This window comes from Streptomyces mangrovisoli (assembly GCF_000974985.2).
Lineage (GTDB): Bacteria > Actinomycetota > Actinomycetes > Streptomycetales > Streptomycetaceae > Streptomyces > Streptomyces mangrovisoli.
The window spans coordinates 52,606-74,981 of sequence record NZ_LAVA02000033.1; the positions used below are offsets into that span (position 1 = coordinate 52,606).

The window sequence follows — 22,376 nt, forward strand, 5'->3', positions numbered from 1 at the left end:
GCTGCCAGTACCGAGGCACACTGGACCCATGCTGAAGAACGTGGTGGCCGTGCTGCTCGACGGCGTGCATCCCTTCGAACTCGGCGTGGTGTGCGAGGTGTTCGGCATCGACCGCACCGACGAGGGCCTGCCCGCCTACGACTTCGCCGTCGCGTCGGCCGAGGGCCCCACCCTCGGCACCCATGTCCAGGGCTTCACCGTCTCGACCTCCTACGGCCTGGAGCGGCTGGAGGAGGCCGACCTGATCGCCGTGCCGGCCTCCGACGCCAACGTCCTGCGCGAGCATCCGCCGGAGCTGCTCGACGCGCTGCGCCGGGCCGTGGACCGCGGCACCCGGGTGCTCAGCGTCTGCTCCGGCGTCTTCGTGCTGGGCGCCGCGGGGCTGCTGGACGGGCGCCGCTGCGCGGTGCACTGGCGCCACGCCGAGCTGCTGGCCCGGAAGTATCCGCGCGCGGTCGTCGAACCGGACGTGCTCTACGTCGACGAGGACCCGGTGATCACCTCCGCGGGCACCGCCGCCGGGATCGACGCCTGTCTGCACATCGTCCGCAAGGAGCAGGGCCCGGAGGTCGCGGCGCGGATCGCCCGGCGCATGGTGGTGCCGCCGCACCGCGACGGCGGCCAGGCCCAGTACATCGAGCGGCCGCTGCCGCGCGGCTCCTGCGACACCGTCGGCGAGGTGCTGACCTGGATGGAAGCGCACCTCGACCAGGAGGTGACCGTCGAGCAGCTGGCGGCCCGCGCCCACATGTCGCCGCGCACCTTCGCGCGCCGCTTCCAGCAGGAGACCGGCACCACGCCCTACCGCTGGATCCTGCGCCAACGCGTGCTGCTGGCACAGCAGTTGCTGGAGGGCACGGACGAGACGGTGGACGCGATCGCCTGGCGGTCGGGGTTCGGCACGGCGGCCGCGCTGCGGCACCAGTTCGCCGCGACGCTGGGCACCACGCCGAACGCCTACCGGCGCACGTTCCGGGGACCGCGGGCGGCCTGAGCGCGCGCCGCTGTCACCGGTGCGGCCGGGGGCGGCACCCCGGCCGGCCCGGCTGCCGCCCAGGCCCCGGGCGTCACCTCGGCACCGGCCGTACCAGCAGCCGGTGCGGGCGGAGCGTGATGCCCACCCGCGTCGCGTCGTTCGACCCGGCGACCTGCTCCAGGCGGAACGCGCTCGCCACCGCGGCGGTGATCAGGGTCAGCTGCGCCATGGAGAAGTGGTCGCTGGGGCACTTCCGGTTGCCCGTGCTGAAGGGGCTCATGGCGTGTTTCGGGACCGACTTCACGCGTTCCGGCAGCCAGCGGTCCGGGTCGAACGTGAGGTTGTCCGCATAGGAACGGGCGTCGCGTTGGATGGCGTAGGGGCTGTAGACGATGTCGGCCCCGGCCGGAATGCGATAGCCACCGAGTTCCGTGTCGCGCACCGCCCGCCGCGTCAATATCCAAACGGCCGGCCGCAACCGCATCGCCTCCACGACGACATTGTTGGTGTGCCGCAGCCGGCGCACGTCCTCGAATGCCACCGGGCGCCCGCCGGTGACGGATTCGACCTCGGCGCGCACCCGGTCCGCGTGTTCCGGGTGTTCGGCGAGGACCTGGAGGAGCCACATGATCGTGGACGCGACGGTTTCGCTTCCGGGGGTGACTATCGCGACGACCTGGTCGTGGATCTCCTGTTCCCCGATGGGGTCACCCTTTTCGTCCTCGGCCGCCAGCAATGCGGTCAGCAAATCGTCCGGCTTTCGGCCGGAAGCACGCCGTTCGGCCACGATCTCGTCGACCAGGAGATGCAGATCGGCCAGCGCCCGGCCGAAGGACCGGTTGGCGGGCAGCGGCAGCCGGTACAGCGGCCCCAGCGGCACCACCATGCGCCGGTACATGCCCCGGAAGACGGTCGCGAGGGCGGCACTCAGCCGTTCGGCGCGCTCGTCCATGCAGTCGCCGCGCAGCAGGCAGCGGGCCGCGATGCGCACCGCGACCCGGAAGGACTCGGCGGTGCAGTCGACCGTCTCCATCGACCGCCAGCGCTCGGTCAGCCCGTGCGTCTCCTCCTCCATCACGGGCCCGTAGGCGGGGATGGCGTCCAGCCGGAAGGCGGGCTGGATGGTGCGCCGCTGACGCCGGTGGCGGGGCCCGTTGGCGGTGGCGACGCCCTCCTTGCCGAGCAGCCCCTCCAGGGACTCCCACAGCGGCCCGTCGATCTTGTAGTCGCCGCTGAGGGCCAGCGCCCCGGTGAGTTCGGGGGTGGTGACGGCGTACACCGTCTTGGGACCCAGTTTCAGCCGTACGACCTCGCCGTGGTCGCGCAGTTGTGCCATGAAGGCGAGCGGGTCGCGGATCAGCTTCGGGCCGTGGCCGAGGAACGGCACTCCGCCGCCGGCGAGGGGCGGCTCACGCAGCTCCGCCGCGGTGCGGGGCGGGGTCCCCGGGGTCGTCCCGTGCGTGGTCCCGTGGGTGGTCTCGACGGTCATTTCTCACCTGCCGCTTCGTTGCTGACGTACGGGGGCGTGGACCGGTCCTCCCAGCTGTCGACGCGGTACCGGCCGGACTCGTGGTGGAACCAGTAGACCGAGCTGAACCAGTTGCGCATATTCGTGACACAGGCCCGCACGGCGGCGCTCAGCTCTTTTCCGCGCACCGTTCCGTCGGCCAGTCCGTCGGCGAACCGCAGGGCGGCCCGTTCCGCTTCGACAAACTGCTCGATGCATTCCAGGACGCGTGTACGTAATTCGCTGATCGCCTGTTCCAGAGTGAGCCCGTGATGGACGACGAGACTGATTCCGAGATTGTGCACCTCGTCGCCCGCCAATTCCTTGGGAAGCGAACAGAGGTCGTTGTACCAGGCGGCGAATTCCTGGCTCAGCAGGGCGGCCCGCCGGTATTTCACGTTGTTCCGCACGGCCGCCGGAAGTTCGAGTCCCGCGCTCGGCTCCAGCAGATCCGTCCATATCCAGTGCGCGAAGGTGAGCCGGCGCAGCCGCAGATATTCATCGACACCGGGGACGATTCCCTCGGTGCGATTGGTGAACTCCTGGTCGTAGGCCTCGATCACCGTGTGGAAGTGCCGGGTGAAGCGCTCGTTCCAGGTGTCCGGGAGGAACGAGAACAGCCGCAGCACGCTGTCCGCGAGGCCGGCGACCAGCGGGTCCTGGTGCCGTAGATGCTGCTGGGGCGCGTCGAGCGCCGTGTGCAGCCGGAAGCGCAGCCGCCGCCAGGCTGCGGGCCGGTCATGGACGATGTCACGGTCGTGGCGGTCGTCCCAGACGAAGAACCACGCGCTGTAGTCGGCTATGGCCTGGAGCACCTCGTCGGGGGCTCCGATGTAGTAGCCCGCCATCAGATCGGTGTAGCACAGTCCATCGGCATATTCGGCAACCTTGTCCGCCGGCATGAGCCGCTTTTCGAGCAGCCACAGGCGGGTCCTGTCCTGGAGCCGGGGCCAATACGGATGCAGTCGCCGGGGAAACGCCGTCTCGATCACCGGTAACGCGAGAGCCGGTGGAACGGCCGTCACCGCTCGGGCGGGCACGGTGCTGTACGGGAAAGCTGGCACGGACGAACCCCTCTCAGCCGCCAGGGCGCGCACACCCCTCCGCCGTGCCGGGCGTGCGCCGTTGCGTATCCCCGCTCCCTCCATTCAGCACCACAACTGACCGTTCTGGGAATCCATTTGCCTGATGAACTATCGCATGGTGCCGAGAATCTCCTCTTGCCTGACCGAATTTGGATCAGCACACCAGAACACTGGATCAAATGCCCGAAGGAAGGGAGGGCTGAGAGGCGGGCGGCACACGCGAACGGCGCCCGACCGGCCGAAGGCCTGATCGGACGCCGTCGATGCGCGAGGCGCCGCGCGGGGCGGGCTCGGGCGGGGTCAGTCGTTGGCGACCACGGGGTAGCGCGGCTCGTTCTCGGCCATCTGCCGCAGCGCGTCCTTGCGCTCCCGCTTGGAGAGCCGGTCGATGTACAGGTAGCCGTAGAGGTGGTCGGTCTCGTGCTGGAGGCAGCGCGAGAAGTAACCGGTGCCCCGGACCTTGATCGGGTTGCCCCGCTCGTCCTGCCCGGTCACCTCGGCGTAGTCCGGGCGGGCCAGCGGCGCGTACGCGGTCGGCACGGACAGGCAGCCCTCGTTGCTGTCGTCGAGCCGGCGCTGCTCGGCGGGCAGTTCGACCAGCTTCGGGTTGCAGACCACGCCGACATGGCGCTTGCCCTCGTCGTCCTGGCAGTCGTAGACGAAGACCTTCAGGTCGACACCGATCTGGTTCGCGGCGAGGCCGACGCCCTCGGCGGTGCGCTGGCTGGCGAACATGTCCGCCACCAGCTGGTCCAGCTCGTCGCCGAACTCCGTGACGTCCTTGCACTCCTTGTGCAGCACCGGGTTGCCGACGACGGTGATGGGCCGCGAGGTGCCGCGGTCGTGCCAGGCGTTCTCGCGCTCCTCCGTGTCCTCGGTGTCGATGACGAAGCCCTCGTCGTCCACGGGAAGCACGCCCGCGTGCTGCTGATCGGTGTCCTGCTGCGCCATGACCGACGTATGCCTTCCTAGGTAAAACAGGGGTGATGTTGCTGATACAGGGTACGGGGATCCACCTGCCAGGGGCGCGGGGAACTGCGCGGGCGACCGCGCACGGCCCGCGGCGCCCCACCGGCCTCAACAGACCTCTTCGAGATCCCGCCAATCCCGGGAATCGGGGCTGTCGGCGACCCACCCGTCCAGCAACCCCCGAACCAGCGAGGCCGGCGCAGCCACCCCGCACTCGCGCTCCGGCACCCACAGCTGTCCGTCCGTCCGGTGCCCGAGCGGCCCCGGATGCCCCGGCTCGCTGTGGTCGTGCGGGTCGAGATGCACCCCGTCGCCCTCGTCGGACGGCATCCGCGACTCCGAGCACATCCGGCACAGCAGCCGCACCGAGGACGACCAGTCCTCCGCGGCGAACCCGGCGTCGGCGGCCAGCTGCTCCAGCGCGTCCCGGTCGTCCTCCGAGGCGGCCTCCAGCAGCACCACCCAGGTGGGCACCGGGGACGGCGCCCACAGCTCGATCTCGTCGAAGACCGGGTAGGAGTGGCCCGCGGCCGTGGTGCGCTCGCCGTGCGGGACGCCGTCGTGCAGCACGACCTCGCCCCAGCGCCGCCCGGACGACGGCAGCGGGATCGACAGCACCTCTATCCGGGCCGGGTCCAGGCGCCGCCCCCACACCACCTCGGCCTCGCCCTCCGGCGACAGCCGTACGGCGGCGCTGCCCAGGTCCATGCCCACGGGCTCCCCGGCGGCGGTCGCGCCGCCGGGCACCTGGAGGCCGTACGCCTGCCAGGCGCGGCGGGCCAGCGGCCAGTCCTGGAGCGCGGTGGCCGCGATGCCGACGTTCCACCAGTCGGGCGCCCCGGTCTCGCGGTCGAGCAGGGCCACGGCCCTGAGGCCCGCGGTGCGCGCCTGCTCCCAGTCGTGCCGGAACTTGTGCAGCAGCGCGAGGTTGAACCAGGACTCCGACAGCCAGGGCTCCAGATCGGCGGCGCGGGTCAGCAGGGCTCCCGCGTCCTCGTACCGGCCGTCACCGATCAGCGTGAAGGCGCGATCGGTGGCCTGCCGCCAGGAGGCGGAGGGCCGGTGCCGTCCCTTGCCGAAGATCCTCACGATTCCCGCCTGCCAGTTCCAGTTCCTCGGAGTGGGCTGGCCAGTGCCCCCGGACACCCTCTCCCTCGCATCCAACCACGTACGCCTGGAGGGGCGCTCATTACCCATGGGTTACCCAGCCGGGGCCGTGGCCAGACAGTCCCGGGAGAGTACCCGGGCCAAGGCTTCCACGACCTCGGGGGCGTAGTCACCGGCCGTGCCCAGCCGAAGTTCCTCCAGCGCGCGCAGCGGTCCACCGGGCCCGGCGTCGCGCGCCATCTCCTCGTACGCGTTCACGGCCCGCACGATCCGGGCCGCGACCGGCTGCTCCGGACAGGGGTCGGCCTGCCGCTCGACGACCACGGCGACGGCCGCGTCCACCCCGGTCTGCCGTACGACGGCGCCGCCGAGCAGGGCGATGCGGCGCTGCTCGGCGGCCGGCAGCCCGGCCGTGGCGCCCGCGGGCACCGGGTCCACCAGGCTGAGCTGCCCGATGTCGTGCATCAGCGCCGCGTACTCCAGAACGGTCAGCTCCGCCCAGGTCAGGCCGAGGTCCCGGCCCACCGCCCGGCTGAGCGCGGCGACCCGGTGGGCGTGCCCGGCCGGGGTGTACCCGGCGATCTCGGTGGCCCGCGCGAGGGACGCGATGGTCTGCCGGTAGGTGGAGCGCACCGCCGCGTACCTCTGGAAGGAGAGATGGGTGAGGAGCAGGGGCAGCGAGAACACGGGCAGCGCCCACAGCCCGACCACGGTCACGGCCAGCGCCATCACCGCCCCCGTCGCGCCGACCGCGGACCCGATGCCGGGCAGCGCCCGCAACTCCTCGCGCAGCCGCGGTCCGAACGGCCAGCCGCTGCGGGCGTGCGCGAGCGCGGCGGCCAGTACGGCGTCGCACAGGGCGGTCAGCGCCAGCACCGCGAGCACGAGCAGCACATGCCCCGGACCGTGCCACTGCCGGAACACCCCCTGCCGGGACAGGGACTGGAAGCACAGCGCGGCGAACGCCACGGTCAGCACGCGGCGCGCGAGGTGGTCGCGGACCGGGCTGCGCCCCTGCGCGATGTGCGGCACGCAGCCGAGCAGCGAGGCCGCGGCGACGACCGCGACGACCTGTCCCGCGCCGCCCGCGCCGTCACCGAGGAGTGCGTACGACAGCGCGGCCGCGGTGCCGAGCGGCGCGGCCTCGCGCACGGCGGCGCCGGTCCAGCGGCTCAGTTCGCCGACGGCCACCAGCACGCCGAAGGCCAGCGCCGCGTGGCGCCCGTCGAGCCCGGTCCAGAAGGTGTGGGCCAGCGCGGCACACGCGACGAACAGGGCGGCGGTGTGGATCGAACGGGGGGCGGTGACGCGGGGGCCGGGGACGGCGACGGGGCGGGTGCGGGCGGAACGGGTCCGGCCGATGCCGGGGCGGCCGGTGCCGGTGCCCGTACCGGTCGAGGCAGCCGAACCGGTCGAGGCGGCCGAGGCGGTCGAACCGGTCGAGGCGGCCGAGGCGGCCGAGGCGGCCGAGGCGGTCGAGGCGGTCGAGGCGGTACGCGTCCGCAGCAGGCCGGCCAGCGAGAAGGCGGTGCGCCAGGCCGCGTCGCGGAGGGCGGTACCGGCGCCCGACGGGACCCGGTGCGCGCCGTGCGCGGGGCGCGCGCTCGCCCCGAGGCCGGGCCGGGGCGCGGTCACCGGCCGGCCTGCTGGGCACCGGCGGCGGGCACGCCGGACGCGGTGCGGGGAGCCTCCTCGGCGGTGACCACGGGGTGCCAGCCGTCCCTGGCCAGCGCCCGCACCAGCGCGCGCACCATGAGCGGGTCGAACTGCGCGCCCGCGCACCGCTCCAGTTCGTCGAGCGCGGCCGCGACCGGTCTGGCCCGGCGGTAGGAGCGCGTGGACGTCATCGCGTCGAAGGCGTCGGCGACCGCCACCACCCGCGCGCACTCGGGGATCTGCGCGCCCTTGAGGCCGTAGGGGTAGCCGCTGCCGTCGAGCCGCTCGTGGTGGTGCAGGATCGCCGCGCGGGCCTGGCCCAGGAAGCCGATCCCGCGCACGATCTCGTGGCCGTACTCGGGATGCAGCTCGATCACCCGCCGCTCCTCGGGGGTGAGCGGGCCGTCCTTGCGCAACAGGCGGGTGGGGACGCCGAGTTTGCCGACGTCATGCAGGATCCCCGCGAACCGCAGCACCTCGACGCGGTCCTCGTCCATGCCCAGTTCGCGCGCGATCATCATGGACGCCTGGCCGACGCGTTCGCTGTGCCCGCGCGTGTAGCCGTCCTTGATGTCGACGGCCTGCACCAGCGCCCGGATGGTGGCCTGATGGGCGGCGCGCTCCCGGTGGTACTGGGCGAACACCCACCAGGACACGCCCATCGGCAGCAGCACGAGCAGCGCCGACAGGGGGCCGTAGGGGCTGCGCCACAGCACGGCCATCATCAGCCCGGCGAGCCCGTGCACCCCCACCGGGGCGACCGAGCGCAGGAACAGCCCGCGCCAGGCCCGGCGCGGCGGCGTGTGTTCGGCGGCCGCGAGGATGCCGCCGTCGAGCAGGGCGAGTACGAGACAGAAGGCGGCGACCGCGGCGAGGGCGGGCAGCAGCGCGAAGGGGAAGTCGGTGGCTCTCAGGGCGCCGTGGCCGCCCAGGGCCGTGTGCACCTGCGCCGCCACCCAGACGGCGAGGGCGAGTTCGGCCGCGCGCCAGACGCGGCGCAGCGGGGTGGGCCGCGGTCCGCCGGTGGACAGCAGGGCGCCCGGCAGCGGGACGAGCGCGGCGGCGGGCGGCGAGAGCAGGAAGGCCCCGGCGAGCAGCACGGGGTAACAGGTGCCGGCGAAGCGCCGCCGGGCGAGGTGCTCGCTCCCGGCGTAGACCGCGGCGAGCAGACCGACGGCCCACCAGGGGACGGTCCCCAACCCGTGCGGCGGCCGTACGAGGACCAGGGCGACGAGGGCGACACCGGCTACGTACGCGCGGGCCCGTGCCGGGACCTCCTCCATCGCATCCTCCCCCGATCATGCCTGTCCAGGCTCCGGAGCCTAGGGCGGAGGGAGGGGCGAGCGGGACGGAAGTCCGCGGATTAGCACGTTCGGGTGATAAACGGCGCGAGCGTTCGTGCTCACGCGGTTCATCACCCGAACGTCATGATTCCCGCAAGGGGGCAATGGGCTTCAGGACTCCCGCCGGGCGGCGACGGGCGTCAGGACTCCTGCGCGGCCCTCGTCGGGGCCGTGGCCGTGTCCTTCGGTGTCTGCGTCACGTCGTGGTCGGGCGTGGGCTGGCCGGAGCGGATCAGCTCCAGGCGGCCCATGACCTTGGCGCGCAGGTCCGTCGGCACGTCGTCATGGCCGCAGCACCGCTTGACCAGCTTCTTCACCGCTTCCTCGAGGCCGTACTTCTCGAGGCAGGGGGAGCACTCCTTGAAGTGCTGCTCGAACTTGCCGCGATCCACGGCCGGCATCTCGCTGTCGAGGAACTCGTAGAGATGGTCGAGTACCTCGCTGCAATCCGTCTCGTGCGGCTCTCCGCAGCTCATGAGCCCGAGCCTTTCGCTTCGTTCGACTCTCCGGCGCCGGCCGGGACCAGTCCGCGTTCACGGGCGTAGTCCTCGAGCATGCCGCGCAGTTGACGGCGGCCCCGGTGCAGCCGGGACATCACCGTACCGATGGGTGTCCCCATGATGTCCGCGATCTCCTTGTACGCAAAGCCCTCTACGTCGGCGAGATACACGGCGATGCGGAATTCCTCGGGGATGGCCTGGAGAGCTTCCTTCACGTCCGAGTCCGGCAGGTGGTCCAGCGCCTGCGACTCGGCGGAGCGCAGACCGGTGGACATGTGCGACTCGGCGCGCGCCAGCTGCCAGTCCTCGATCTCCTCGGCCGCACTGCGCTGGGGTTCGCGCTGCTTCTTGCGGTACGAGTTGATGAAGGTGTTGGTGAGGATCCGGTAGAGCCACGCCTTGAGGTTGGTGCCTTCGCGGAACTGGTGGAAGGACGCGTACGCCTTGGCGTACGTCTCCTGCACGAGGTCCTCGGCGTCCGCCGGGTTGCGCGTCATGCGCAGCGCGGCGGAGTACATCTGGTCGAGGAATTCGAGCGCGTCCCGCTCGAAGCGCGCGGTGCGCTCCGCGTTCGACTCCGCACCCGTGCCCTGGCCCTCGGGCTGCTCCGCCTGGCCGTGATCGGTCCCTGCGTCGGTCCCAGTGACCGGACCCACCTCCTCAAAGTTCCGGGCAGGACCAAAACCGATCCCACTCGAATCGGAGGATAGAACACGATCCCTACCTGCCGCCGCTCGAATAGGGGCAGCCTTCGCCGCGTGCAGCACCGTCCAGTCCAGGTCGGCGCGGCTGCTGCGGCTCGGGCACATTGTCGAACCCATGCGGCGGACTTCCTCTCCCACGACGTCGGTGCTGCTGATCGAGCACTTCTGTCCGTCACAACAGAGTTCCGTCCCGCCACATTCCCGCCCCCTACACCAGTGACCCTGCCCACTGGACCACCCGGTCGGTGATCAGTTCGAGCGCGGCCTCCTGGGTGATGCCGGCCCGCTTCGGCACGGCGAACCCGTGGTCGCCGTACGGCACTTCGACGAGGTCGTACGTCCCCTCGGGGAACTCCTCCGGCCTGCCGAACGGGTCCTTGGCGCCCTGCACGACGAGGGTGGGCACCCCGGCCCCGAGCAGCTCCGGCGCGCGGGACCGCTCGGGCTTGCCCGGCGGGTGCAGCGGGAAGCTCAGCGCCAGCACGGCGGCGGCGCCCAGTTCGGCGGCGGTGCGGCAGGCGACCCGGGCGCCGGCGCTGCGGCCGCCGGAGATCACCGGCAGGCCTTCCGCCGCGAGCGCCGGCCACAGGCCCCGCCAGCCGACGTCGAGGGTCTTCGGCGCAGGCGCCACCTTCTTGCCCGCGACCCGCCAGGGCTGCTCGACGAGGGCCACGGTCAGCCCGTGCGCGGGCAGGACCGCGGCCAGCGCCCGCAGGTCCCGGGCCTCGATGCCGCCGCCCGCGCCGTGGGAGACCGCGAGGACGGCCCGCGCCCGGGGCGCCCGGTGCCAGGTGACGCGGGCGGTGCCGGCGTCGGTCTCGACGGTCTGCGTGGTCGCGCCGGGATCGGGGCGTTCGGGGGGCTCGGGCTTCTCATGTGTCACGTGCGTCACGTCAGAAGAGTGTGCCCTCCTCGGGCCCCTCCAGCTCCTTCAGCAGCTCCGGGCCGTTGTTGCGGACGTTGCTGACGGCCGTGGAGACGGGGTAGGCGCGCATCAGCCCGGCGGGCGGCGGGGTCAGCAGCTCGCCCAGCTCGTCGGGGTTGGTGCGGGCGGGGTCCAGCCAGGAGTCCCAGCGGTCCGGTGTGAGCATCAGCGGCATCCGCGGGTGGATGTCGGCGAGCGAGCGCGGCCCCTCGGCGGGCGCGACGGCCAGCGGGGTCGTCTCGGCCTCCGTGGTGATCACCGAGCAGGTCACCCACCAGGCCCCCGGATGGTCGTCGGGGAGCGTCCGGTCGCGCCAGAACTCGTACAGACCGGCCATAGCGAAGACCGAGCCGTCCGCCGGGAGCACGAAGTACGGCTGCTTGCGCGACCGCTTCCGCCTCCCCTCGACCTCGAGGTCCCGCTCCTGCGTGCCGGTGACCCACTCGTAGTAGCCGTCGGCGGGGACGATGCAGCGCCGGGCGGAGAACGCGCGGCGGTACGACGGCTTCTCGGCGACCGTCTCGGCGCGCGCGTTGATCATCCGGGCCGCACCCTCGGGCGACGTGGCCCAGGACGGCACGAGACCCCACTTCAGCGTGCGCAGCTGCCGAACCGGCCGCGGGTCGCCCGCGTCCTTCACAGGACGGTCGAGAACGACATGGACCTCCTTGGTCGGGGCCACGTTGTAGTCGGGCGCCCAGGACTCCAAGGGCTGTGAGGGTTCGAGCTTCTCGATTTCAAAGACTCCTGCGAGATCCTCGGGCCTGCGACTCGCTGCATACCGTCCGCACATACGTGCCACACTGCCAGGCCCACCGGTCACCCGACCACCAGCCCCGGACCGTACGGCGCCCCACGCCGACCCCGTCTCCGATCCACCCGAGGGAGCCACCGCCGAACATGGACAGCCTCGCCGCCACCGCGCTGCCCGACCTCTGGGACCGTCTCTCCGGCACGCAGACCGACCCCGACCTGTGGGTGGTGCTCGCCACACTGGTCGCCGCGGTCGTCGCGGTCGTCCCGCACACGGTGTGGCGGGTCTCCCGCAACGCCATCACCATCGCGCACGAGGGCGGCCACGGCCTGGTCGCGCTGGTCTCCGGACGCACCCTCACCGGCATACGCCTGCACTCCGACACCAGCGGCCTGACCGTCAGCCGCGGCAAACCGTACGGCGTCGGCATGATCCTGACGGCGGCCGCCGGCTACACCGCTCCCCCGCTGCTCGGCCTCGGCGGCGCGGCGCTGCTGGCGGCCGGCCGCATCACGCTGCTGCTGTGGGCGGCGACGGCCCTGCTGGTGGCCATGCTGGTGATGATCCGCAACGCCTACGGCGCCCTGACCGTGATCGTCACCGGCGGCACCTTCCTGCTCGTGTCGTGGCTGGCGGGTCCTCAGGTGCAGGCCGCGTTCGCCTACGCGGTGGTGTGGTTCCTGCTGATCGGCGGGGTGCGCCCGGCGTTCGAGCTCCAGGCGAAGCGCAGGCGCGGCGGGGCGGGCGACTCCGACGCGGACCAGCTGGCCCGGCTGACGCACGTCCCGGCGGGCCTGTGGCTGTTCCTCTTCCACGCGGTGTCGCTGTGCTCACTGATCGGCGGAGGCCGCTGGCTCCTGACGCTGTGACGACGGGCCGCGCGGTCCGGTCGTACGGCGTCGAGGCACGGACGGGCGCGCGGTCCGGTCGTACGGCGTCGAGGCACGGGACGGCCGCGCGGTCCGGAAGTGCGGCGTGTGGGCACGGCACGGCCGCGCGGTCCGGTCGTACGACATGAGGGCACGACCGCGCGGTCCGGTCGTACGGCCGTGTGACCGGAGGTGCATGGAGTGCGTCAGGTGCATCCGGTGCACGAGGTGCGACCGGCTCGCCGGGGGGCGCGGAGACCGGTACGGGCAGCCACCACGCACCCCCCTCCGGACGACGGCCGCCCTCCGCCCCTCCTTATAGAGTGAACCCATGGCCCCGAACACCGCAGAAACCGCCCTCTGGCCCGCCCCGCACGCGAGCGGAGCCGTCGACGCGACGGTCCACGTGCCCGGGTCCAAGTCGGTCACCAACCGCGCGCTGGTGCTGGCCGCCCTCGCCTCCGAGCCCGGCTGGCTGCGCCGCCCGCTGCGCTCCCGCGACACCCTGCTGATGGCCGGCGCGCTGCGCGCGATGGGCGTCGAGATCGAGGAGACGGTCTCGTCCAGCTCCTCCCCGGCGACCGGCCCCGACCGCGCGGGCGAGGCCTGGCGGGTGCTGCCGACCGGCCTGCACGGCCCGGCCACCGTCGACGTCGGCAACGCCGGCACGGTGATGCGCTTCCTGCCGCCCGTCGCCGCGCTGGCCGACGGCCCGATCCGTTTCGACGGCGACCCGCGGTCGTACGAGCGCCCCCTGAACGGTGTGATCGACGCGCTGCGCGTGCTCGGCGCCCGGATCGACGACGACGGCCGGGGCGCGCTGCCGCTGACCGTGCACGGCGGCGGCGCCCTGGACGGTGGCCCGGTCTCGATCGACGCCTCGTCCTCGTCGCAGTTCGTCAGCGCCCTGCTGCTGTCCGGCCCCCGCTACAACCAGGGCGTCGAGGTCCGGCACGTCGGCTCCTCGCTGCCGTCCCTGCCGCACATCCGGATGACCGTGGACATGCTGCGCGCGGTGGGCGCCCAGGTGGACACGCCGGAGTCGGGCGGCGAGCCCAACGTGTGGCGGGTCACCCCGGGCGCGCTGCTGGGCCGGGACCTGACCATCGAGCCGGACCTGTCGAACGCGCAGCCCTTCCTCGCGGCCGCCCTGGTCACCGGCGGCAAGGTGCTCATCCCGGACTGGCCGGCCCGCACCACCCAGCCGGGCGACCGGCTGCGGGAGATCTTCACCGAGATGGGTGGCTCCTGCGAACTCACCGAGTACGGACTGGAGTTCACCGGTTCGGGTGCCATCCACGGGATCGACGTGGACCTCGGTGAGGTCGGCGAGCTGACCCCGGGCATCGCGGCCGTCGCGGCCCTCGCGGACTCCCCCTCGACCCTGCGCGGCGTGGCGCACCTGCGGCTGCACGAGACGGACCGGCTGGCCGCGCTCACCAAGGAGATCAACGAGCTCGGCGGTGACGTGACGGAGACCTCCGACGGGCTGCACATCCGCCCGCGCCGGCTGCACGGCGGTGTCTTCCACACCTACGAGGACCACCGCATGGCGACGGCCGGCGCGATCATCGGCCTGCTGGTCGAGGGCGTGCAGATCGAGAACGTGGCGACCACGGCGAAGACCCTCCCGGACTTCCCCGACCTGTGGACCGGGATGCTCGGGGCGTAGGGGACACGCCATGCGCCGCTACGGCAAGCACACCGACGAGGACGACATCCGCAGCCGTCCCAACCGCAAGGGCAACCGGCCGCGGACCAACATCCGGCCCAAGCACGAGGACGCCGCCGAGGGTCTGGTCCTCACCGTGGACCGGGGCCGGCTGACCTGTCTGGTCGACGACCGCACCATCACCGCGATGAAGGCCCGCGAGCTGGGCCGCAAGGCGGCCGTGGTGGGCGACCGGGTGGCCCTGGTCGGCGACCTGTCCGGCGCGAAGGACACCCTCGCGCGCATCGTGCGGATCGAGGAACGCGCCTCGGTGCTGCGCCGCACCGCGGACGACGACGACCCCTTCGAGCGGGTCGTCGTCGCCAACGCCGACCAGCTCGCCGTGGTCACCGCGCTCGCCGACCCCGAACCGCGCCCGCGGCTGATCGACCGCTGCCTGGTCGCCGCCTACGACGGCGGCCTGGAGCCGCTGCTGGTGCTGACCAAGTCGGATCTCGCCCCGGCCGACAAGCTCCTCGAGCTCTACGGCGACCTCGACATCCCCTATGTCGTCACCAGCCGCGACGAGTTGGAGAACGGCGACGCGGCGGACCGGGTGCGCGCCCATCTCGACGGCCGGGTCACGGCGTTCGTGGGCCACTCCGGCGTGGGCAAGACGACGCTGGTGAACTCGCTGGTGCCGGTGGACCGGCGGCGTTCGACCGGGCATGTGAACGCGGTGACCGGCCGCGGCCGGCACACCACCACGTCCGCGCTGGCGCTGCCGCTCGCGGACGCGGAGGGCTGGGTCGTCGACACGCCGGGCGTCCGGTCGTTCGGGCTCGCGCACATCGATCCGTCCCGGGTCATCCACGCGTTCCCGGACCTGGAGCCGGGCACCGAGGGCTGCCCGCGCGCGTGCAGCCACGACGAGCCGGACTGCGCGCTGGACGCCTGGGTGGCCGAGGGCCACGCGGACCCGGCCCGGCTGTACTCGCTGCGGCGTCTGCTCGCGACGCGTGAGCGCCGGGAAGGCGACTGACCACGGTGTTGTTTGTGATCCCCTGAGGCCGGTAAGTGCATACTCGCACCGAGCCGGACATACGGGAGGACTGCGCATGGCGTGGCTGCTGGTCGTGGTGGCCGGAATGCTGGAGACCGGTTTCGCGGTGTGCCTCAAGCTCTCCCACGGCTTCACGCGGTTCTGGCCGACGGTGGCCTTCTCCGCGTTCGCCCTGGGCAGCTTCGGCCTGCTGACCCTCGCGCTGCGCAAGCTGGACGTGGGTCCCGCGTACGCGGTGTGGACCGGCATCGGCGCGGCCGGCACGGCGATCTACGGAATGGTCTTCCTGGGCGACCTGGTCTCCGTCCTGAAGCTGGTCTCGATCAGCCTGGTCATCGTGGGAGTGATCGGCCTCCAACTATCGGGCTCGGCCCACTAGTCCCCCAGCCCCCTCAGGGGCGCGAGGAACCGCGCGACCAGCCACAACACACCCGCAGCCGAACACCGCCCCGCATTCCCCCGCGGCCCAGCGGAAGGCACGACTCAGCGAACCGCGTGCGGGTGCGCGAACACCCCCCGAACCAGGTCGCCGACCCCACCCACCCCCGGCGGAGCCGCCACGCACGACAGAGCCAGCCGCACCGCCAGTTCGCAACAGCGGACCAGCTCGGAGGCCTCCGCCGGAGACGCCGCCGCACTCGCCAGCACCGCCACCGCCCGATCGCGGACGATCACGACGAAGTCCCCGGGCGACGGCAGCGGCCCGTCCGCGCGCCGCTGCGCCGGGACCGCCGAGGAGGACGCCACCGCGGACAGCGTCGGCGAGGGCAGCCGGTCGCTCCAGCATCCGGTCAGCATGGCCCGTACCAGCGCGTTGTCCCGGGCCGCCGCCGTGGTCCACTCGGCGGCGGCGGTGAGCCGCTCGCGCGGGTCCGCGGGGACCGCGAGCGCCCGCTCCACCCCGGCGAGATAGCCGTCCGCCTCCCTGCGCACCAGGGCCCGCGCGAGACCTTCCTTGCTGCCGAACTCGTTGTACAGCGTCTGCCGGGACACCCCCGCGGCCGCGGCCACGTCGACCATCCGCACGGCGGACCACGAGCGCCGGTCGAGCGCCCTGACGGCGGCGTCGAGCAGGGATTCCCGTGCAGCTGGCATGATCGCCTCCTGGGGGCGAGCGGCACTGCGCCCAGATTTGACGCGCACGGAACCACTGTCAAGGGTCCGCGAGGCCGTTCCCCGGCACCGGAGCCGCGGAGTCCCGGAGACCGGCAGCCGGCGCAAAGGCCCCCCAACGCCCCCTCCATACGGCTGTTTCCACACACCCGCGCGAAAGCCGGGCGCCCCTTCCCTCTCGCCCCCCGTGTGGCCCCGCACCGACCTCGGCGGATACGGTTCGTCCCATGCCCGACTACCTGGACGACCTGCGCCTCGCCCACGTCCTCGCGGACGCCGCGGACGCCGCCACCATGGCCCGGTTCAAGGCGCTCGACCTCAAGGTCGAGACCAAGCCGGACATGACGCCGGTGAGCGAGGCCGACCGGGCCGCCGAGGAACTCATCCGCGGTCACCTCCAGCGCGCCCGGCCGCGCGACGCGGTCCTCGGCGAGGAGTACGGCATCGAGGGCACCGGCCCCCGCCGCTGGGTGATCGACCCGATCGACGGCACCAAGAACTACGTCCGCGGCGTGCCGGTCTGGGCCACCCTGATCGCCCTGATGGAGGCGGGCGAGGGCGGCTACCAGCCGGTGGCCGGCCTGGTCTCCGCCCCCGCGCTCGGCCGCCGCTGGTGGGCCTCGAAGGGCCACGGCGCGTTCACGGGCCGCAGCCTGTCCTCCGCGTCCCGGCTGCGCGTCTCCCAGGTCTCCAAGCTGACGGACGCGTCCTTCGCCTACTCGTCGCTGAGCGGCTGGGAGGAGCAGGGCCGGCTGAACGGCTTCCTCGACCTCACCCGCGAGGTCTGGCGCACGCGCGCGTACGGCGACTTCTGGCCGTACATGATGGTCGCCGAGGGCTCGGTGGACCTGTGCGCCGAACCGGAGCTGTCGCTCTGGGACATGGCGGCGACCGCGATCGTCGTCACGGAGGCCGGCGGTACCTTCACCGGCCTCGACGGCCGCCCCGGCCCGCACAGCGGCAACGCGGCGGCGTCCAACGGCCTTCTCCACGACGAGCTGCTGGGGTATCTCAACCAGCGGTACTGAGAAGCACAGATGAGCGTGCGCGCCCTCAAGTGGCCGCGCACGCCCTCTTGTTGACCCCTGCTTTACCTGTCACTCTGAGAGCTCCCCCACTTGTGCATTTGTGAATCGGTGCACCAGCCGGTCCGGCGTACCCGCACCAGCGGCCGCGCCCGCCCGGGGACCCCGCACCGATCCCCGAGGAGGTGGCTCCACACATGCTCGTCCACGAAGCCATGAGCACGACGATCCTCACCATCGGCCCCGCACACACGCTCCGCCAGGCCGCCGCGCTGATGTCCGCGCGCCGCATCGGCGCCGCGGTGGTCCTGGACCCCGACGCCGGCGGGATCGGCATCCTGACCGAGCGCGACATCCTGAACTCGGTGGGGCTCGGCCAGAGCCCGGACACCGAGCCCGTCCACGCCCACACCACCACCGACGTCGTGTTCGCCACCCCGGCCTGGAGCCTGGAGGAGGCGGCCTCCGCCATGGCCCACGGCGGCTTCAGGCACCTCATCGTCCTGGACGGCGGCGAGCCCGTGGGGGTCGTCTCGGTCCGCGACATCATCCGCTGCTGGGTCCCGGCCCGCCGACGCGAACACGCCCCGGCCTGACCTCGACCAGAGCTTAGACTCTGTCTAAGTCAATCAACTCTCCAAAGTCACACCTATTCGGAAAGTGGTCTCGTGGCTGTTAAGGTGGTGGCCATGAGTGACCTTCTGGAACGGCTGCGAGGACGCGGCTGGCGGATGACCGCCCAGCGCCGTGTCGTGGCCGAGGTCCTGGACGGCGAGCACGTCCATCTGACGGCCGACGAGGTCCACATGAGGGCCGTGGTCAAGCTGCCCGAGATCTCCCGCGCGACCGTCTACAACACGCTGGGCGAGCTCGTCACCCTCGGTGAGGTCCTGGAGGTCACCACCGACCGGCGCGCCAAGCGCTACGACCCCAACGCGCACCGCCCGCACCACCATCTGGTGTGCGCCGGGTGCGGCCAGATCCGGGACGTCCACCCGTCGGGCGACCCGCTGGCCGACCTGCCCGACTCGGAGCGCTTCGGCTTCAAGGTGTCGGACGTGGAGGTCACCTACCGCGGCCTCTGCCCGACCTGCGCGACGACGGCCTGAGGCGGGCCGCGCCGTCGCGGACTTCGCGAACTTTCGCGGACGCAAAAACCGAGGGCCGGAACCCTTAAGGATTCCGGCCCTCGGCCATCAGTAGCGGGGACAGGATTTGAACCTGCGACCTCTGGGTTATGAGCCCAGCGAGCTACCGAGCTGCTCCACCCCGCGTCGTTGACTCCACTGTACGCCATCCGCGGGGCTGGAAGCGAACCGGTCGGCGGGCGGGGCGGCGGCCGGGCCCCGGCGGGCTAGCCGAGGAGGTGCCGGTTGGGGGCCTGCGCGGCCTTCTCGTGCTCCGCCAGTACGACCACGTCGACGCCGTTCGCCGCCAGCAGCCCGGTGCCGTCGGCGCCCGTGACGAACGTGTCCGGCTCGCGCCAGGCGGTCACCACCCGCCGCACCCCCGCGTCCAGGATCAGCCGGGCACAGGGGGCCGGGCGGGACGCCCGCCGGGCACAGGGCTCCAGGCTGCTGTAGACCGTGGCGCCGGGCAGCCGCGGATCGGCCGGGTCCAGCTTGGCGAGGGCCGCCTCCTCGGCGTGCACGACCGGGTCGCCGCCCTCCCGCGAGTGGCCGCGGGCCAGCTCGGTGCCGTCGGCGGCGACCACCACCGCGCCCACGCTGAACGCGGTCCGCGAGGGCGGGCAGAGCGCGGCCAGCTGGCAGGCGAGCCACAGCCAGTGCCGGTCGGCGGCGGACGGGAGCCGGCCGGTGCCGGGCGCGGTGGGCTCGTAGCGCATGAGGACGACGTCCCCGACGGCGCGGGTCTCCAGCAGCCGCAGCCGCCCGCCCTGGTAGCCGCCGGGCCCGAAGAGGCGGGGGGCGTCGGGGTCGCCGACGAAGAGCGGGGCGAGGACGAGCTGGAGCTCGTCGGCGAGGCCCTGCCGGAGCAGCTGGGTGTGGACGGTGCCGCCGCCCTCGACCATCAGCCGGCGCACCCCGCGCACGTCGTGCAGATGCTCCAGCAGCGCGCGCCAGTCGAGGTCGGGGCCGAGGGCGACGACGTCGGCCGCGAGGCCGAGGCCGCGGGCGCGCGCGGCGCCCTTGTCCGTGGTGTAGACGGCCTTGTCGCCGCCGGTGTGCCAGAAGTGGGCGGCGGGGTCGAGTTCGCCGGAGCCGCTGACGGTGACCTTGAGCGGATACGCGCTCCGCCCCTCGGCGATCCGGACGGCCCGCCGCTCGGGCGAGTTCACCAGCAGCCGCGGGTTGTCGGCGCGGATGGTGCCGGCCCCGACGAGGATCGCGTCGACGGACGCCCGCACCTCGTCGACCCGGTCGAAGTCGGCCCGGCTGGAGAGCAGCAGGCGCTCGGGACCGGTGTCGTCCAGGAAGCCGTCGAGGGAGACGGCGGCGGACAGCAGGACGTACGGATACGGCATCGGGCGCGCTCCCTGGCGGGCTGGACGGAACGAGAAAGCCGGACGGACGACTTGGTTCAAGTTTGAAACAAAACTACACTGGAGCCATGACGACCCGCTGGCTCACCCCGGAGGAGCAGCGCGCCTGGCGCGCGTACCTCGCCGCGACGCACCTCCTGGAGGACGCGATCGACCGGCAGCTCCAGCAGGACGCCGGTATGCCTCATCTCTACTACTCCATCCTCGCCAACCTCTCCGAATCGCCGGAGCGGCGGCTGCGGATGACCGACCTCGCGGAGCGGTCGAAGATCACCCGCAGCCGGCTGACCTACGCGGTGGCCCGGCTGGAGAAGGACGGCCTGGTGCGCCGCGAGGACTGCCGCTGGGACAAGCGGGGCAGCGTGGCGGCGCTGACCGACGAGGGCATGGCCGTGCTGGAGCGGACGGCCCCCGGCCATGTCGAGACCGTCCGCGGCCTGCTGTTCGACCGGCTCAGCCCGGAGCAGGTGGCGCAGCTGGAGGAGATCTTCACGGGGGTCGCGCGCGGGCTTCAGGGGGAGGACCCGGGCTGCCCGTCGGGCGACGTGCCGTGGCTGCGGCGCTCGGCCCCGACCCCGGGCTCCGCCCCGGACCCGCCCTGCTCCTGAGCCGCATCCCTCGCGGGGCATCCGCGGGCCGGTGGGGCTCGTTCGCGCAGTTCCCCGCGGCCCGCGGGTGAACTCGCCCCCGGCCTCCGGAAAGGGCGTTGCTTCAACTTTAAAGCATGAGGTAGGTTCGACCTCGACCTTCTGCTTCAAATCTGAAGCAGCGAGTTCACGGAAGACGGAGAACCCGCATGCCCGACATCCCCGCCGCCACGCCCCGCGCCCGCGTCCGGGTGCCGCTGCGCTTCCAGGACGGCTACAGCGTCGACGCCGAACTCGTCACCTTCCACGGCCTGACCGACGGCCAGGAGCACGTGGCCGTCGTCCTCGGCGACCCGGCCCCCGGCACCACCCCCCTGGTCCGCCTGCACTCCGAGTGCCTGACCGGGGACGTCTTCGGCTCGGCCCGCTGCGACTGCGGTCCGCAGCTGCGCGAGGCGGTCGAGCGCATCGCCGAACGCGGCGGCGTCCTGCTCTACCTGCGCCAGGAGGGCCGCGGCATCGGCCTCTACAACAAGCTCGACGCCTACGCCCTCCAGGACCAGGGCCTGGACACCTACGAGGCGAACGCCGCGCTCGGCCTGCCCGAGGACGCCCGCGACTACACCGCGGCGGCCCAGATGCTGCGCGCGCTCGGCGTGGACCGGCTCGACCTGCTCTCCAACAACCCCGACAAGGCGGAGCAGTTGCGCACCCTGGGCATGGACGTCCGGGACCGCGTCCCCACCGGCGTCTTCACCACCGACCACAACGTCCGCTACCTGCGCGCCAAGGTCCTGCAGACCCAGCACACCCTGCCCCTGGCGGAACTGCACGTGGGCTGAGCCCCCGCAGGGCCGGGCCCCGCCCGCCTCGCGGCCACCCGCCCCGGTCCGACCGCCCTCAGATCCACCCCCGCCGCACCGCCTGCGCCCCCGCCTGGAAGCGGCTGGTGGCGCCCAGCCGGTCGGTCAGCTCGGCCGTGCGCCGCCGCAGCGTCCGCTCGCTGATGCCGAGTTGACGCTGCACCGCCTCGTCCTTGAGGCCCGCGTTGAGCAGGCCGAGCAGCGCCTGGTCCTGCTCGGAGAGGTCCGGGTGGCCACCCGCGGCGGGGGCGGCCGGCGCCGCGGCGAAGACGGGGGTCGCCTGGGCCCAGTACGCCTCGAAGAGTTCGCGCAGCGCGTCGCACAGCCGGGAACGGCGGACCTGGGCGATGGTGCTCCGCGTCCCCTCGTCGCTGGCGGTCAGCGGCACCACCGCGTCGCGGCCGTCCACCATCACCATCTTGATCGGGACCCGCGGGACCACCCGGGCCTGCTCGCCGAGCGCGGTGATCCGCCGCAGGCTGGCCGCGTGGTCGGGCAGTTCGAGCACCTCGGTCTGGTAGATGGCGCGGACGGCGACGCCCCGGCGCAGCACCTCCTCCTCGGCGGCCGTGGCGCCGTTCCCGTTCACATAGGGCGGGGCGTCGAACGCGAGCACCTCGTGCTCGGCCCCGGCGAGCAGTTCCGCGATACGGGCGGAGATGGCGCGCGGTCCCTCCACCACCTCCACCAGCCGCCGGGTGTCGGAACGCAGCATCCGCTCGTGGTACTCGGCGACATAGGAGTCCACGTCGCGCGCCGCCCGCTCCACCTCGTGCAACCGGGTCCGGTGCAGGGCGGCGAGGCCGAGGCGGGGGTCGACCGCGCGATGGCGGACCGGGCGCCCGCCCTCCGTCGTGACCAGCCCGGCCTCCACCAGGATCTCCAGAGCCCGGCGGGCCCGGTCGACGGAACAGCCCAGTTCCGCGGCGACTTCGGACGCCGCGCGGGGCGAGTCGCGTATCAGCAGGCCGTAGACCCGCTCGGTGTGCCCGTCGATGCCCAGTGCTTCCAGCAACGGCCCACGTTCCCTTCGGTGTTGACATCGCTGTCAAGGATGGCGACGGCCCGAGTCTAGGCGCTGGCCGATTCCCTCACCTGGCCGGTATCGGCCACCGGAACCTCTCCCTCCGGACCGGCCGCGACTGCGAAGGTACGCAGGTGCCGGGCCGGTGACAC

General features: G+C 72.7%; 23 protein-coding genes and 1 tRNA gene. 10 read left to right on the plus strand and 14 right to left on the minus strand.

The features are described 5' to 3' along the window. Positions 1 to 28: 28 nt before the first annotated feature. Positions 29 to 994 (plus strand): GlxA family transcriptional regulator, encoded by a 966-nt coding sequence (locus WN71_RS15090; protein WP_046586659.1) that lies wholly within the window; start codon positions 29 to 31, stop codon positions 992 to 994. Positions 995 to 1,067: 73 nt separating this feature from the next. On the opposite strand, the gene WN71_RS15095 is transcribed toward WN71_RS15090, so the two are convergent. The 10 genes from WN71_RS15095 to WN71_RS15140 all read right to left on the minus strand — a co-directional run bounded on the left by WN71_RS15095 (position 1,068) and on the right by WN71_RS15140 (position 11,565). Further along, positions 1,068 to 2,465, minus strand: coding sequence for a bifunctional albaflavenone monooxygenase/terpene synthase (locus WN71_RS15095; protein ID WP_046586661.1), 1,398 nt, complete (start codon positions 2,463 to 2,465; stop codon positions 1,068 to 1,070). Beyond that, a complete protein-coding gene (cyc1, locus tag WN71_RS15100; RefSeq protein WP_206300082.1) occupies positions 2,462 to 3,547 on the minus strand; it encodes an epi-isozizaene synthase in 1,086 nt (361 codons plus the stop codon). Before cyc1 ends, WN71_RS15095 begins: the two co-directional genes overlap by 4 nt. A gap of 321 nt (positions 3,548 to 3,868) precedes the next feature. Next, entirely contained in the window at positions 3,869 to 4,519 is a 651-nt protein-coding gene (gene def, locus WN71_RS15105) for a peptide deformylase (RefSeq protein ID WP_046586665.1), read from the minus strand. Between the two features lie 126 nt (positions 4,520 to 4,645). After that, complete coding sequence (locus WN71_RS15110; RefSeq protein WP_046586667.1) at positions 4,646 to 5,626, minus strand: tetratricopeptide repeat protein; 981 nt, start codon at positions 5,624 to 5,626, stop codon at positions 4,646 to 4,648. Positions 5,627 to 5,737: 111 nt separating this feature from the next. Further along, positions 5,738 to 6,919: an HD-GYP domain-containing protein gene (locus WN71_RS15115; protein ID WP_420856502.1), complete on the minus strand. Its 1,182-nt coding sequence runs from the start codon at positions 6,917 to 6,919 to the stop codon at positions 5,738 to 5,740. A 356-nt stretch (positions 6,920 to 7,275) separates the two neighbouring features. Then, complete coding sequence (locus WN71_RS15120) at positions 7,276 to 8,583, minus strand: HD-GYP domain-containing protein (protein ID WP_046586669.1); 1,308 nt, start codon at positions 8,581 to 8,583, stop codon at positions 7,276 to 7,278. A gap of 200 nt (positions 8,584 to 8,783) precedes the next feature. Further along, positions 8,784 to 9,119, minus strand: a complete 336-nt coding sequence (gene rsrA / locus WN71_RS15125) for a mycothiol system anti-sigma-R factor (protein ID WP_046586671.1) — start codon at positions 9,117 to 9,119, stop codon at positions 8,784 to 8,786. Further along, entirely contained in the window at positions 9,116 to 9,799 is a 684-nt protein-coding gene (gene sigR / locus WN71_RS15130; RefSeq protein WP_046586674.1) for an RNA polymerase sigma factor SigR, read from the minus strand. Before sigR ends, rsrA begins: the two co-directional genes overlap by 4 nt. A 256-nt stretch (positions 9,800 to 10,055) precedes the next feature. Continuing rightward, positions 10,056 to 10,730, minus strand: coding sequence for an alpha/beta hydrolase family protein (locus WN71_RS15135; RefSeq protein ID WP_046586699.1), 675 nt, complete (start codon positions 10,728 to 10,730; stop codon positions 10,056 to 10,058). A 10-nt stretch (positions 10,731 to 10,740) separates the two neighbouring features. Further along, the gene (locus WN71_RS15140) at positions 10,741 to 11,565 is read right to left on the minus strand and encodes an SOS response-associated peptidase (protein WP_046586676.1); all 825 of its coding nucleotides are present in this window, start codon (positions 11,563 to 11,565) and stop codon (positions 10,741 to 10,743) included. A 107-nt stretch (positions 11,566 to 11,672) separates the two neighbouring features. Between WN71_RS15140 and WN71_RS15145 the strand changes: the two genes are divergently transcribed. From WN71_RS15145 to WN71_RS15160, 4 genes are all read left to right on the plus strand, one after another. Continuing rightward, positions 11,673 to 12,395 (plus strand): M50 family metallopeptidase, encoded by a 723-nt coding sequence (locus WN71_RS15145; RefSeq protein ID WP_046586678.1) that lies wholly within the window; start codon positions 11,673 to 11,675, stop codon positions 12,393 to 12,395. Positions 12,396 to 12,726: 331 nt separating this feature from the next. Then, the gene (gene aroA / locus WN71_RS15150; protein ID WP_046586680.1) at positions 12,727 to 14,067 is read left to right on the plus strand and encodes a 3-phosphoshikimate 1-carboxyvinyltransferase; all 1,341 of its coding nucleotides are present in this window, start codon (positions 12,727 to 12,729) and stop codon (positions 14,065 to 14,067) included. Positions 14,068 to 14,077: 10 nt separating this feature from the next. Further along, positions 14,078 to 15,088, plus strand: coding sequence for a ribosome small subunit-dependent GTPase A (rsgA, locus tag WN71_RS15155; RefSeq protein ID WP_046586681.1), 1,011 nt, complete (start codon positions 14,078 to 14,080; stop codon positions 15,086 to 15,088). Between the two features lie 76 nt (positions 15,089 to 15,164). Beyond that, positions 15,165 to 15,488 carry a DMT family transporter gene (locus WN71_RS15160; protein ID WP_046586682.1) on the plus strand — a complete coding sequence of 108 codons (324 nt, stop codon included), beginning with the start codon at positions 15,165 to 15,167 and terminating at the stop codon, positions 15,486 to 15,488. A 104-nt stretch (positions 15,489 to 15,592) separates the two neighbouring features. Here WN71_RS15160 and WN71_RS15165 read toward each other — a convergent pair whose 3' ends face one another. Continuing rightward, a complete protein-coding gene (locus tag WN71_RS15165; RefSeq protein ID WP_046586684.1) occupies positions 15,593 to 16,204 on the minus strand; it encodes a TetR/AcrR family transcriptional regulator in 612 nt (203 codons plus the stop codon). A 245-nt stretch (positions 16,205 to 16,449) separates the two neighbouring features. Here WN71_RS15165 and hisN point away from each other — a divergent pair, with 245 nt between their 5' ends. The 3 genes from hisN (at position 16,450) to WN71_RS15180 (ending at position 18,356) form a co-directional block, all read left to right on the plus strand. Then, positions 16,450 to 17,250: a histidinol-phosphatase gene (hisN, locus tag WN71_RS15170; RefSeq protein ID WP_046586685.1), complete on the plus strand. Its 801-nt coding sequence runs from the start codon at positions 16,450 to 16,452 to the stop codon at positions 17,248 to 17,250. Between the two features lie 194 nt (positions 17,251 to 17,444). Beyond that, a complete protein-coding gene (locus WN71_RS15175; protein WP_046586686.1) occupies positions 17,445 to 17,843 on the plus strand; it encodes a CBS domain-containing protein in 399 nt (132 codons plus the stop codon). Between the two features lie 93 nt (positions 17,844 to 17,936). Continuing rightward, positions 17,937 to 18,356 carry a Fur family transcriptional regulator gene (locus WN71_RS15180; protein WP_046586687.1) on the plus strand — a complete coding sequence of 140 codons (420 nt, stop codon included), beginning with the start codon at positions 17,937 to 17,939 and terminating at the stop codon, positions 18,354 to 18,356. A 91-nt stretch (positions 18,357 to 18,447) separates the two neighbouring features. Here WN71_RS15180 and WN71_RS15185 read toward each other — a convergent pair. Further along, positions 18,448 to 18,521 (minus strand) — tRNA-Met (locus tag WN71_RS15185). An 80-nt stretch (positions 18,522 to 18,601) separates the two neighbouring features. Beyond that, positions 18,602 to 19,732, minus strand: a complete 1,131-nt coding sequence (locus WN71_RS15190) for a dihydrofolate reductase family protein (protein ID WP_071369845.1) — start codon at positions 19,730 to 19,732, stop codon at positions 18,602 to 18,604. A gap of 86 nt (positions 19,733 to 19,818) precedes the next feature. Here WN71_RS15190 and WN71_RS15195 point away from each other — a divergent pair, with 86 nt between their 5' ends. Together WN71_RS15195 and WN71_RS15200 are read left to right on the plus strand one after the other, a co-directional pair. Then, a complete protein-coding gene (locus WN71_RS15195; RefSeq protein WP_071369846.1) occupies positions 19,819 to 20,358 on the plus strand; it encodes a MarR family winged helix-turn-helix transcriptional regulator in 540 nt (179 codons plus the stop codon). A gap of 188 nt (positions 20,359 to 20,546) precedes the next feature. Continuing rightward, positions 20,547 to 21,179 carry a GTP cyclohydrolase II gene (locus WN71_RS15200; RefSeq protein ID WP_046593000.1) on the plus strand — a complete coding sequence of 211 codons (633 nt, stop codon included), beginning with the start codon at positions 20,547 to 20,549 and terminating at the stop codon, positions 21,177 to 21,179. A gap of 58 nt (positions 21,180 to 21,237) precedes the next feature. Here WN71_RS15200 and WN71_RS15205 read toward each other — a convergent pair whose 3' ends face one another. Continuing rightward, positions 21,238 to 22,215, minus strand: a complete 978-nt coding sequence (locus tag WN71_RS15205; RefSeq protein WP_071369847.1) for a helix-turn-helix domain-containing protein — start codon at positions 22,213 to 22,215, stop codon at positions 21,238 to 21,240. Positions 22,216 to 22,376: the final 161 nt, after the last annotated feature.